Source organism: Streptomyces sp. NBC_00669 (assembly GCF_036226785.1).
GTDB lineage: Bacteria > Actinomycetota > Actinomycetes > Streptomycetales > Streptomycetaceae > Actinacidiphila.
Genome location: NZ_CP109018.1, coordinates 3,273,900 through 3,286,134 on the forward strand (window position 1 = coordinate 3,273,900; position 12,235 = coordinate 3,286,134).

Annotated in this window: 11 protein-coding genes; 9 read left to right on the forward strand and 2 right to left on the reverse strand. The window is 72.9% G+C overall.

The window, feature by feature from the left end; all coding sequences use genetic code 11:
* Positions 1-49: 49 nt before the first annotated feature.
* Genes OG896_RS13180 through OG896_RS13195 form a run of 4 tightly spaced genes read left to right on the forward strand, consistent with a single transcriptional unit; the run spans position 50 to position 6,240 of the window.
* Positions 50-1,246, forward strand: a complete 1,197-nt coding sequence (locus tag OG896_RS13180) for a thiopeptide maturation pyridine synthase (protein WP_329365249.1) — start codon at positions 50-52, stop codon at positions 1,244-1,246.
* Positions 1,243-2,751, forward strand: a complete 1,509-nt coding sequence (locus OG896_RS13185) for a hypothetical protein (protein ID WP_329365251.1) — start codon at positions 1,243-1,245, stop codon at positions 2,749-2,751. Before OG896_RS13180 ends, OG896_RS13185 begins: the two co-directional genes overlap by 4 nt.
* Positions 2,748-4,169 carry a hypothetical protein gene (locus OG896_RS13190; RefSeq protein ID WP_329365253.1) on the forward strand — a complete coding sequence of 474 codons (1,422 nt, stop codon included), beginning with the start codon at positions 2,748-2,750 and terminating at the stop codon, positions 4,167-4,169. The genes OG896_RS13185 and OG896_RS13190 overlap by 4 nt, the downstream gene beginning before the upstream one ends.
* Positions 4,162-6,240 carry a TOMM precursor leader peptide-binding protein gene (locus OG896_RS13195; protein ID WP_329365255.1) on the forward strand — a complete coding sequence of 693 codons (2,079 nt, stop codon included), beginning with the start codon at positions 4,162-4,164 and terminating at the stop codon, positions 6,238-6,240. The genes OG896_RS13190 and OG896_RS13195 overlap by 8 nt, the downstream gene beginning before the upstream one ends.
* A 42-nt stretch (positions 6,241-6,282) precedes the next feature.
* On the opposite strand, the gene OG896_RS13200 is transcribed toward OG896_RS13195, so the two are convergent.
* Positions 6,283-6,663, reverse strand: coding sequence for a hypothetical protein (locus tag OG896_RS13200; protein ID WP_329365257.1), 381 nt, complete (start codon positions 6,661-6,663; stop codon positions 6,283-6,285).
* A gap of 138 nt (positions 6,664-6,801) precedes the next feature.
* Positions 6,802-7,254 carry an ATP-binding protein gene (locus OG896_RS13205; RefSeq protein WP_329365259.1) on the reverse strand — a complete coding sequence of 151 codons (453 nt, stop codon included), beginning with the start codon at positions 7,252-7,254 and terminating at the stop codon, positions 6,802-6,804.
* Positions 7,255-7,563: 309 nt separating this feature from the next.
* On the opposite strand from OG896_RS13205, the gene OG896_RS13210 reads away from it, so the two are divergent.
* The 5 genes from OG896_RS13210 to OG896_RS13230 all read left to right on the forward strand — a co-directional run bounded on the left by OG896_RS13210 (position 7,564) and on the right by OG896_RS13230 (position 12,176).
* Positions 7,564-8,430, forward strand: coding sequence for a helix-turn-helix domain-containing protein (locus OG896_RS13210; protein WP_329365261.1), 867 nt, complete (start codon positions 7,564-7,566; stop codon positions 8,428-8,430).
* A complete protein-coding gene (locus OG896_RS13215) occupies positions 8,427-8,678 on the forward strand; it encodes a DUF397 domain-containing protein (protein ID WP_329365264.1) in 252 nt (83 codons plus the stop codon). Before OG896_RS13210 ends, OG896_RS13215 begins: the two co-directional genes overlap by 4 nt.
* Before the next feature lie 154 nt (positions 8,679-8,832).
* Complete coding sequence (locus tag OG896_RS13220; protein WP_329365267.1) at positions 8,833-9,651, forward strand: SAM-dependent methyltransferase; 819 nt, start codon at positions 8,833-8,835, stop codon at positions 9,649-9,651.
* A 298-nt stretch (positions 9,652-9,949) separates the two neighbouring features.
* The gene (locus tag OG896_RS13225; RefSeq protein WP_329365269.1) at positions 9,950-10,972 is read left to right on the forward strand and encodes a DNA cytosine methyltransferase; all 1,023 of its coding nucleotides are present in this window, start codon (positions 9,950-9,952) and stop codon (positions 10,970-10,972) included.
* A gap of 154 nt (positions 10,973-11,126) precedes the next feature.
* Positions 11,127-12,176 (forward strand): DNA cytosine methyltransferase, encoded by a 1,050-nt coding sequence (locus tag OG896_RS13230; protein ID WP_329365271.1) that lies wholly within the window; start codon positions 11,127-11,129, stop codon positions 12,174-12,176.
* Positions 12,177-12,235: the final 59 nt, after the last annotated feature.

Below are 12,235 nucleotides of genomic sequence, written 5' to 3' on the forward strand. Positions count from 1 at the left end.
CCCGTGGCAACGAGCCCGGACCGCAGAGAACCACGAAGGAGGGACCCCCGTGGCAGCCATCCCGCCGACCGACGAGCCGCAGTGGCGCGCGGCCCACATCGCGTACTTCGGTGACGACACCGACCAGTTGATCCTCCAGGCCGTACGGCCGGTGATCGAGCGCTGCGCCGGTCACGTCGCCTCGGCCTACGTGCTGCGGCACTGGCGCCGCGGTCCCCATCTGCGGCTGGTGGTCCAGGCCACGCCGGCCGTCTTCGCCGAGTTGGTGGAGCCCGCCGTCGCCGAACTGATCGGCGGATATCTGGCCACGCGGCCGTCCGCGGCCCCCCTCGACGAGGCCGCCCTGCTGCCGCTGCACCGCCGCCTCGCCGCGGCCGAACGGGAACCCGGCCCGCTGACCCCCTTCCACCAGGACCACGCGATCACCTGGGAGGAGCACGACCGCCGGGTCGACGTGCTGGGCTGTCCGGTCGGCGCCGACGAGTTGGCCCTCTTCTACCAGCGGACCAACGACCTGATGTTCGAGCACCTGGAGGCCGTCGCCGCGGGACTGCCGCGCGAGACGCTGGCCCTGCGCCTGATGCTCGCCACCGCGCACACGCTCTGCCGGCACCCGCAGGACCCCTCGATCCGCCGCGGGTTCGTCTCCTTCCGCTCGCACGCCGAGGGCTACCTGAGCACGGTCGGCCCCCAGGTGCGGGACGCCTTCGCGCAGCGGTACGCGGCCAACCGCGCGGTGCTCACCGACCAGGTGCGCGCCGTGGTCGCGGCCTTCGACACCGCCGGGGCCGAACCCGAGCCGCCGGGCACCGCGGCCGGGCCGGACCAGGCGGCGGCGCTGCGGCGCTGGGTGGCCGCGATCGACCCGCTGGGCAGCCGCTGGACCGCGCTGTACGAGGCAGGCGAGATCCCCGAGGCGGAGATCCCGACCGACGAGGAGAACGGCATCGGCGGACTGCTCACCGCCAGCCCGCTGCACCGGGCGATCAGCGGCAGCGCCACGTACAAGCAGATGATGTACCGGGACCCGCGCTTCCTGCGCTACCGCCTGATGCTCAACTACACCTATCTCCACCTCTCCCGTCTCGGGCTGCCCGGCCTGACCCGCTACCTGCTCTGCCACCTCGCGGCCGACGCGGTGGAGGAGGTCTACGGGGTCAGCGCGCTCGAACTGGTGCTGGCCACCGCGGCGGGCACCCCCGGTACGCCGGAGCGCGCCACCGCGGCGGCGCGGACGCACGGATGAGGACCGCGCCACCGGCTCCCGGGCCCGACGCCGACCCGTCCGACCAGGCCGACCTGTCCGACGCGTCCGACCCGGCTGACCTGTCCGACGCGGCCCACCCGTCCTACCCGCCGCCCGCCGACACCGGAGGGACGGCGGCCCGCCGCTACCACGCGCGGTACGGCCGGGTGCTGCCCGCCATCGACCCGGCGGCGGGCAGCGCCCCGCCCAAGCACCACCCGGGCGCGCCCGTCCTCCCCCTGCCGTTCCCGCCGGTCCTCCCCCCGCCCCCGGCCGGCCCCGACTCGCCTTCCACCGAACCCGATGCGCCCTCCGCCGACCGCGATCCGGCCGCCTCCGCGGAGCGCCTGGGCGCCCTCCTCGCGCTGCTCAACGGCGTCACCCGGGTCGACTGGACCGGCGCGGGCGTGGGTGCCGGCCGGCCGGTGCCGTCCGGCGGCGGCACGTATCCGGCCGAGGTGTACACGGCCGGCGCCGCCGGGCTCTGCCACTACCTGCCGTCGGCCCACGCACTCGAACTCCTCTCCCGCGCCGACCTGCGCGCCGACCTCACCCGCGCGCTGGACCGGCCGCCGCCCGAGCAGCCCGAGTCGGTCCTGCTGATCACCAGCCGGCTGGACGCGAACCTGGCCCGCTACGGCCCGTTCGGCCACCGGCTGCAGGCGCTCGACACCGGCGTGCTGACCGGGCAGGCGCTCACCCTGCTGGAGTCGGCCGGCGCCGCGCCGACGGCGCACGCCCGGTTCGCGGGCGGGGAACTGGGCCGCCTGCTCGGCCTCGACCCCGAAGCGGAGCGCGTCCACGCCGTGGTCACTGCCCGGACGCCCGGCGCGATCGCGCCCGACGCCCCGCTGCTGCGCCGCCGTTCGGCCCGCTCCGGCTTCGAACCGGTCCCGGTTCCGCTGGCCGTCCTGCTCACCGTCCTGGCGGACGCCGCCCGCCCGATCCCCCTGGACCACGCCGCCCCCGCCGGCTGCGACCTGTACGTCGTCGCCCACCGCGTCACCGGACTTCCGGCCGGCTGCCACCGGCGCGACCCGGGCACGGGCCGGCTCGTACCGGTCACCGGGGACGGCACGCCCCGGAACCTGTTCCCACCCGGCGGGCCGGGCGAGCTGGCCGGCTACGAGGCGGCCTGCGCGGTGCTGGTGACCGGCGACTACGAGTCGGGCTATCCCGAACACGGCGACCGCTGGTACCAGATGCTCAACCTGCGGGCGGGCGTCATCGGCCAGCGGATCGGCCTGGCCGCCGCGCGCGCCGGACTCGGCGCCGGGCTCCGCTGCGACGTCGACACCGCGGCCGCCGACGCCTTGCTGGGCGCGCACCCCGACCGTACGAACCCCGACCATAGGCACCCGGATCGCGCCGACCCCGCCCGTACGCCCCCCGACCGCACCACGCTGCTCGCCGCTCTGCTCGGCCAGGAACGCGGCAGCGGCACACCGGCCTGCCATCTGCTCCACCCGACCGTACCGACCCCTCCCCGGCCGAGGACACCGTGATCACCTACGACTCCGCGCCCCTCCTGCGCGCCGACGCCTTCCTGACCCCGAGCGGCAGCGGCACCGTCTACGTGCGCTCCAGCCAGGGCACCGACCTGATCGCCGCCCCCGGCATCGCCGACTGGCTGGACCGGCTCGCTCCGTTCCTGGACGGCACCCGCACGGTGGGACAGCTGGTCGGCGGCCTCGACGCGGCCCGGAGCGCCATGGTGCTCCGCGTCCTTCGACTCATCGACAGCCACGGCCTGTTGACGGACCAGGCCGCCCCCGGCCCGGAGCGGCGCACCGCCGCCTACTCGCGGCTGCGGGTGCTGGTCCTCGGGGCGCCGGCCGCGGTCGGCGCGCTGACGGACGCGCTGCGGCTGACCGGCCTGCCGGCCGTCACGCCGGTCGCCGACCACGCGGCGGCTGCGACCGCGATCGCGGCCGGCGGCCATGACGCGCTGCTGCTCCTGTCGGCGGGCGACGATCCGCCCTCCGTCGCCCGGCTCGACGAGGACTGCCGCGCGCACGGCCTGTGGTTCGCCGCCGCCGTCCATGACGCGGAGTCCTGGTGGCTGGGCCCGACGCTCTCCCCCGGTCCCGACCGCGCCGCCGGCGGCTGGCTCGGCGCCCGGCTGCGCGTGCACGGCACGCAAGCCGCCACTCCGCTCCCCCAACACCCCTCCGAGGGTGCCGAGTTCGCCGCCACCTTGCTGGCGTACCGCTTCCAGCGGGCCTTCCTCGACTCCTCCACCGAAGCGGCGGCCGAGCCGGAACCGCTCGTCCGGCTGGACACCGCGACCCTGACCACCACCCGCCACGCCTACCGTCCCCACCCGGGCGCGCTGCCGGCGGCGCCGGAGTCCGAGGCGCGGTTCCTCGCCGGAATCACCGCCCTGCGCGACGGCCCGGCCGTCGGCCCCGAGGAGTTCTCCCGGCGCGCGGCCGGCTGCATCGACCCGCGCGCCGGACTGCTCGCGGACCTGGACGAGGGGGAGCTGCCGCAGTTCCCCCGGCATGCCTCCCGGGCCCTGGTCCGCGACCCGCGCACCGGCCGGGCCGAGCACCAGGTCCACGCCACGGGAACCGACTTCACCACCGCGCGCCTGCGCACCGCGTCGCGCGCCCTGGCGCTGTACGCGCTGCTCGCCCTCGACCCGCGGCGGTTCGTCCCGGGGCCCGGCGGGCCCTCCTTGTGGGCGTGGTCCCCCGAGCGCGGCACGGCCCACCTGGTGCCGGCGGCCGCCGTATCCGCGCGGGGACCGGGCGCGCCCCGGGGACTCGGCTCGGGCGGCACGTTCACCGAGGCGGTGGCGGCGGCGCTTCGCGACCTGCGCGGCCCCACGCACGGCGCGCTGATCGTGCCGCTCGACCACGATCCGGCCGCCACCGCGATCCTGCCCTACCTGCTACGAACGGTGCGCTGCGATGACTGACGGCCTCCTGGCGACCTTCCCCCGGACGCACCACGACGGCGGCCTGCTCGGCCAGGCGCTCGTCCGCCGGTCCGGCGCGATGGCGCGGCCCCGGAGCGAGGCGCAGCTCCTGAGCGACGTACGGCTCCTGGCCGCCGACACACCCGACGCGGCGGCGGCGCACACGCCTGAACTGGCCGCCGCCGGCGCCCCGTTCCTGCTCGTCGTCGCGGAACTGGACCGCGTGGTCATCGGCCCGCTGGTCCGCCCCGGCACGCCGGGCTGCCACCGATGCCTCGCCGCCCGCCGCGCCGGGGCACGTGACGACGCCGCCGAAGCGGCGGCCCTGCACGCCACCTACGGCAACCGCCTCACCGGCACGGTCTCGCCCCTGCTCACCCCGATCGCCGCCGACCTCGCCGCGCGACTCGCCCTGAACCAGCTCAGCACCGCGGCGACCGCCGAGGCGACCTCAGCGGCACCCCCGGCCGCGACCACCGCGGCGCCCACCACCGTATCCACCGCCGCACCCGCCACCGCCGGCGCCGGGCACACCGTCACCATGCTCCGCCTCAGCGACCTGGAGATCACCCGGCACCGCTTCCTGCCCGACCCCCTCTGCCCCGAGTGCGGCGGCCTGCCCGACGACTCCCCCGCCGACGCCACGATCCCGCGCGTCACCCGGCCCAAGCCGGACCCGGCGGTCACCCGGGTCAGGAACCTGCGCGCGGAGCGGGCCGTACTGGAAGCCCGCTACGCCGACGACGAGACCGGCGTCCTCAAGGGACTGCGCGCCCGCGGACTGCACACGCTGCCGTTCGCCGAGGCCAAGGTCGGCCCGCCCGAGTCGGTCGACGGCGGTTACGGCCGCGCGCTCGACTTCCGCACCGCCCGGGTCACCGCGATCGCCGAGGCACTGGAGCGGCTCGGCGGAGGCCGCCCCGGCGGCCGGCGCACCGTGGTACGCGGCAGCCACCGCGAACTCGCCGCCCGGCACCCCGGCGCCGTACTGGACCCGGCGACCACCGGCGGCCACGAACCCCACCGCTACCAGGAACCCGGCTTCCCCTTCCAGCCCTACCACCCCGACCTCGTGCTGCCCTGGGTCTGGGGACACTCCCTCACCCGCGAGCAGCCGGTCCTGGTCCCCGAGAGCCTGGTGTACTACCGGCTCGGCCGGCATCACCCGCGGTCCGCCCGGCCGTTCGTCTCCGAGATCTCCAACGGCTGCGCGCTCGGCGGCTGCGTCGAGGAGGCCGCCCTGTACGGCCTGCTCGAACTCGCCGAGCGCGACGCGTTCCTGCTCACCTGGTACGCCCGGCTCCCGGCGCCCGCACTCGACCTGCGCTCCGCGCGTGACCGGCGGATCGGGCTGCTCGCCGACCGTATCCAGGAGCGCACCGGCTACCGCGTCGAGGTCTTCGACGTGACCGGCGCCGAGCGCATCCCCTGCTTCTGGGCCGCCGCCGTGGACGCCCGACCGGCCTCCGCTCCCGGCAGCGAACCGGCGGCGCCCCGCCCCCGGGTGCTGTGCGCCGGCGGCTCGGGGCTCGACCCCGAACGGGGTGTCTTCGGCGCGCTGCACGAACTGGTCACCGCCATCGAGGCGTACCGGCTGATCTACCCGAAGCGCGTGGCCGACGCCGCCCGGATGCGCGAGGACCCCGAGCAGGTCCGCCTGATGGACGACCACGCGCTGCTCCACTGCGACCCGATCGCCGCCCGCCGCCTCGACTTCCTGCTCGCCCCCGGCGGCCGCCCGCCCCAGGAGCGCCGCGACCTGCGCGAACTCGCCGACCACTACGCCTGGCCGCTCCACGCCGACCTGCGCGCGGATCTCGACGAGGTGGTGGGCCGGTTCGCCGCGTCCGGCCTCGAAGCGATCGTCGTCGACCAGACCACCCCGGTGCACGCCGCGTCCGACCTCTCCTGCGTCAAGGTCCTCGTGCCCGGCCTGCTCCCGATGACCTTCGGGCACCACCTGCGCCGGATCGCCGGACTCGACCGTGTCCTGACCGCCCCGCACCCCCTCGGCCACACCCCCCGCCGGCTCCCCGAGGAGATCAACCCCCACCCTCATCCGTTCCCCTGACCGGCCACCGGCCGCAGGCCGGCCGCCGACCGGCCAGTGGCGTCAGCCGGTCTCGCAGCACCCCGACGACAAGGGCGCCCAGGTGTAGCGCACATGCACACCCTGGGCGCGCAGCCACTCGGCCTCGCGGGTCCGCAGCTCGTGCGCGGACTCCGGGGCGATGGCGCTGGGCCAGCGGACGAGCACCGTGCCGACGTGGCCGGTCTGTGCCAGCTGTCTCACCCGCCGCCACCCGCTGCGCCGGGCCGGGTCGGACTCGCCGTACGGGTCGGTGATGACCTCGGAGATCGTCAGTCCGCGCTCCTCGGCGAACGCGTGCCCTTCGATCCGCGCGCGCTGCGTGGCCTCCCCGGGCGCGCACCGGGCTCGGTCGGCGCACACGTACAGCACGACGGAAGAAGCGGCGTCATCGTGAGGAGTCATGGGCACCTTCCGCGAGCAGAACGAGGAGGAGTGGGAGGGGTTCCGCCGCGCGCAACGGTGAACGCGGCGGGAGCGTGCGGTCGTTGCCGCGGGTCGGCGCGACCGGTCCGGTGCGGCGGCCGACCGTTCCCCACAGCGTCACGGGTGGGCCGTCAACTCTGCCCAGACGACCTTTCCTTCGGCCCGCGTCGAGCGTGCGGAGCCCCAGGTGTCCGCGAGTTGCTGGACGAGGAACAGCCCTCGCCCGCTCTCCTCGCCGGGGCCGGCGCGGTGCTCGGGCGGGAGGACCGGAGTACGGCCCTCGTCGTGCAGCTCTATCCGCAGGCGCCGCTGGTCGCCGGTCAGCGTGAGGCCGCACAGGACCTGACCGCTGCCGGTGTGGAGCACGGCGTTCGTGGTCAACTCGGAGACCAGCAGCACCGCGTCGCCGCAGGTGTCGTCGGGCAGCTGCCACGCGCGGAGCCGGTCCCGCACGGTGTCGCGGGCGGGTCTCACGCTGGAACGCAGGGCGGGCAGGCCGAACCAGTACTCCCGGCACGGCACGGTCCCGGCTAAGGCCGGGGCCGGAGGGGAGGGCGTGGACAGAGTCACGGGTGTCGCCTTCCAGCGCCTCCGGGGGGCGGGGCGCGGTGAGGGGATACGGGACTGCGGCGCGAGCGGTGCGACGAGGCACGTGACCAGCGGTGGGGGGCCGACGACGGGATCGACATCACGCGTGCTCTCCGGCACCGGAATCTGCGTCATTACTGTGCCTTGACCGCTCACAGGTCCACTATGCGCGTGCGATAGCTCACGCTGCAACCGACTCCCTGATAATCTCAGCAGCGCTTGTATCACTCTGGTGTCATCATCAAATGGCTGTAAGAATGGCTTTGTTGACGATCACTCAGGGGGTTGGGCGTGAGCGAAGCCCGTTCCGGCACCAGCGCGCCGACGGTCCTGCGGATGATCCTCGGCCGTCGGCTGCAGGACATGCGGCTGGGCGCCGGTGTGTCGCTGGAGGACGCGGCGAAGGCCCTGCGCGTGACCCCCCTGACGATCCGCCGGCTGGAAAAGGCCGAGGTCGCCCTGAAGCCGCTCTACGCGGAGAAGCTCCTGCAGACGTTCGGCGCGGACCGCCAGGAGATCGACGAGTTCGTCGACATGGCCGAGCAGGCCAACAAGCCCGGCTGGTGGCACTCCTACCGCGACGCCGTCCCCAGCTGGTTCACCGCCTACGTCAGCCTGGAGACCGGCGCCAAGACCCTCCGCACGTACGAACCCCAGTACGTCACGGGCCTTCTGCAGACCCACGACTACGCCCGCGCCGTGCTGCGCGGCGGGTTCCCCAACGACAGCGAGGAGGAGCTCGCACGCCGGGTGGAGCTGCGGCTGCGCCGCCAGAGCCTGCTGGAGCGGGCGGACGCCCCCACGCTGTGGGTGGTCATGGACGAATCGGTCCTGCACCGGGTGGTGGGCGGCCCGCACGTGATGCGCGAGCAGCTCGAACGGCTGCTGGACGCCTCCGAACTCCCGCACGTCAGCCTCGACATCGTGCCCTTCAGTGCGGGCGCGCATGTCGGAGCGTGCGCCCCGTTCACCTATTTCCGGTTCGAGGAACCCGAACTGCCCGACATCGTCTACAGCGAGCTTCTCTCCGCCTCCGTCTACCTTGACCAGCGCGCGGACGTCGTCTCCCATCTCGAGGCACACAACCGCATGGCGCTGCTGACGTCTTCCGAGGACAGCAAGACCCTCTTGAACCGCATGCGCAAGGAGTACTCATGACGATGACCGACGAGAGCGTCTACAACGGCATGCCGGCGCGCGATCTCGGGGAACAAGGCTGGGAGCGCCCCTGGAGCGGGCCGAACGGCGGTCAGTGTGTCGAGACCAAGCAACTCGCCGACGGCCGCGTGGCCGTACGGCAGTCCACCGATCCGGCCGGCCCGGCGCTGATCTACACGCCGGAGGAGATCGCCGCGTTCGTCCGCGGCGTCAAGGAGGGGCTGGCCGACCACCTGGCCGCCGGCTGAGCCGACGGTGAGCGGAGCCGCCGGGCGACCCGACGGTGAGCGGAAGGGACGACCACACCGGTCCCGCCCCCGGGCCCGCGGGCCCGGGGGGGACGACGACACCGGTCCCGTCCACGGCCCGCGGGCCGACAGACACACGCATGAAGGGGAGAACATGACCACCAGGCAGGCCGGCCGCGACCTCGACACGAGCAAGGCGCACTCGGCCCGGATGTACGACTACTTCCTCGGCGGCAAGGACCACTTCGAGATCGACAAGGAAGCCGCCCTGGTCGCCGCCCAGGCCCACCCCGGTATCTACGTGACCGCGCGCGAGAACCGGGCGTTCATGCACCGGGCCACCCGGGTGCTGGCCCAGGAGCACGGCATCCGCCAGTGGCTCGACATCGGCACGGGTATACCGACCGAGCCCAACCTGCACCAGGTGGCCCAGTCCGTCGCGAGCGACGCCCGCGTGGTGTACGCGGACAACGACCCGCTCGTCCTGAAGTACGCCGAACGCCTCATGCGCAGCACCAGCCAGGGACGCACGGCCTACGTCGAGGCCGACATCACCGACCCCGACGCGCTGATGAGCTCCGTGGAGGACGCGGGGGTCCTGGACTTCGACCAGCCCATCGCGCTCTCCCTCAACGCGCTCATGCACTTCATCACCGACCCGCACGACCCGTACGCCATCGTCCACCGCCTGCTCGACCCGCTCCCGGCGGGCAGCGCCCTCGCCATGAACCACTGCACGCCCGACTTCGACCCCGTCACCTGGAACAGGGTCGCGGAGGTCTACACGAAGTCCGGTTCCCCGGTGCAGTTCCGCTCGCACAGCGACGTCCGCCGCTTCTTCGACGGGCTCGACCTGATCGACCCCGGCATCTGCTGCTGCCACCGCTGGCGTTCCACCGAAGCCGCCACCCCCGGTGCCGAGATCGCGGACGCCGAGATCAGCCTGCTCGCAGGCGTGGGCATCAAACGCTGACCCGAACCCACCCGACGCATCCGCCCCGCCCCGCTGAGCGCCACCAGGGCGGGCATCCGACATCGCCGAGAACTGTTCTACAGACCGGCTGAACCACCGAGAAGACGGGGACGCCGAGGAGCGCGTCCCATGGGTCGCGGGACTGGTCCGTCCTGTGCTGGTCGCTCCCCGTCTTCCGTCCCTGCGACCACCCGGCGTCATGACCTCCGAGCTGCGAAACCCACATGGGACCGAGGGCGGGCCGGGTAGCCTGTCGGTGGGTCCAGGGGATTTTGCCCTGCTTGCATGAACGGTGGTCATGACGGAGTCCGGTGTCGAACGCCTCACTTGTCTCGCCGTGTGCGCCGGTGCCGGTGGCCTGGCACTCGGCCTTGAACAGGCCGGTTTCGAACCGGTGTTGCTTCTGGACAACCGCACCGTGGCCTGTGAGACGCTGCGTCTGAATCGCCCCGCGTGGCAGACCCTCGAAGCCGACCTCCTGGACTTCGATCCCGTGGACCACCAGGAGACGTACGACGTGGACCTCTTGGCGGGCGGCCTGCCGCGGGTGAAAGCGAGTGCCGCAGTGGGCCGCGCAGACGACGATGAGGAAATTCGCATACTCGCATCGACGATCATGCTCATGCACGGCGTCCGGCCACGTGCCCTGCTGATCGAGAACGTCCCCGCTCTCGTCTTCAGACCCGAATACGAGCCGATCCGCGCGTACGTCGCCGCTGAGCTCGAACACCTCGGGTACCGACACCGTTGGTTCGTGCTCAACGCCATGGACCATGGAGTACCCCAGGACCGGAAGCAGGGCGTCCTGGTGGCCTTCAAGGACAACGCGATCGACGGCTTCATCGCACCGGCGCCCGACACGGAACCGCCTCTCACCGTGGGTGGGGCTCTTGGGGCCTCCATGGCAGAGCGCGGTTGGCAGCATGCCGCTGCCTGGGCCGCACAGGCCGATCGGGTGGCCCCGACCCTGGTGGGTGGCTCCTGGAATCGCGGTGGGGCCGATCTGGGACCGACCGGAACGAAACGCGCTTGGGCACGCATGCGCGTGAACGGCGGCACTGTCGCGGACACGGTCCCGGGGCCCGACTTCCCTTGGGACCTCTCACTCGGCGTCAAGGGCATGGCAGCGCTGACCGTCGAACAAGCGGCACGGCTGCAAGGTTTCCCTGGCAACTGGTCGTTCGCCGGTCGCAAGACGGCGCGTTATCGGCAGGTGGGCCACGCCTCACCGCCCCCCGTGGGCCGAGCGCTCGGGCTTGCCATCAGAGCCGCGCTGGAGCCTCGTCATCGTCACCCACACGGCTCGACCATCGCAGACTGATCAAGCGGGGCGGCGGCCCGGGGGTAACCTGTGAGCCCGCCGGTGAACGAACCTCCTGGCGAGAGACCTACGGCGCTCCACGGACCCCTACGCGAGCCCGTCCTCGTACCGAACATGACAGACAGGAGCGCCAGTGAGTCGCCGATACGAGGCCGTGGATCTCTTCGCCGGACCCGGCGGACTGGATGTGGCGGCTCAGTGTCTCGGCATTCCTGTGACCGGAATCGAGTGGGATACCGATGCCTGCGCGACACGCCGTGCCTTCGAGGGCGACCTCAAGCCCGAAGATCCTCACCTGCGCACGGTGCAGGGTGATGTCCGCGACTTCGGACCGGAGGCGTTCCCCGAGGCCAACATCCTCACAGGCGGGCCTCCTTGCCAGTCGTTCACTGTCGCCGGAACAGGAGCCGGACGACGGGCCCTCGACGAGGTCCTCGGGTTCATCGATGCCATGGCGCAGGGCAAGGACGTCCGGTCGGATGCGGCACTGATCGACGGCGACAAACGCACCGGTCTGGTCCTGGAGCCGCTGCGGTGGGCTCTGACAGCGCTCGACCAGGGAAGGCCCTACGAAGCCATCGTCCTTGAACAGGTCCCTGCGGTCCTGCCCGTCTGGAAGCGCATGGCCGAGATCCTGCGTACGCGCGGCTACTCCGTGGCCGAACCGCGAGTCCTCCACACAGAGGAATACGGCGTCCCGCAGACCCGCCGTCGCGCGATCCTTGTGGCCCGATATCGAGTCCCCGGCGATCCGATCGTGGCGGCCCGACTGCCGGAACCCACCCACCAGCGTTACCGGAAAGGGGGTGCCGCGACGCAGACGTCACTCGCCACCTGGGTTTCCATGGGACAGGCCCTCGACCGTTCGAACTTCACGGTGATCTCGAACTACGGCACCGGTGGAGATCCCAAGGCACGGGGCCGGCGCACCGACAAGGACCCCGCATTCACGGTCACGGGGAAGATCTTCCGCAACCGGGTGGTCTCCGTGACCAACGGTGTGGTGCACGAAGGCCGGTTCACGAGCGAGGAAGCGGGCCTTCTTCAGACATTCCCCCGTTTCTACCCGTGGAAGGGGAACGCCATCGCCCAGCAGATCGGCAATGCCATTCCCCCCCTCCTTGCCGCCCACATCCTCACCGCTGCGCTCGATCTTCCGCTGCCGGCCCAGGGCAGGGTTGCCCTGGGATACGACGGATTCTGATTTTTCCGTGAACGATGCGGTGGAGACCGGGGCGGGAGGGCATTCTGTTCCCTCCCGCC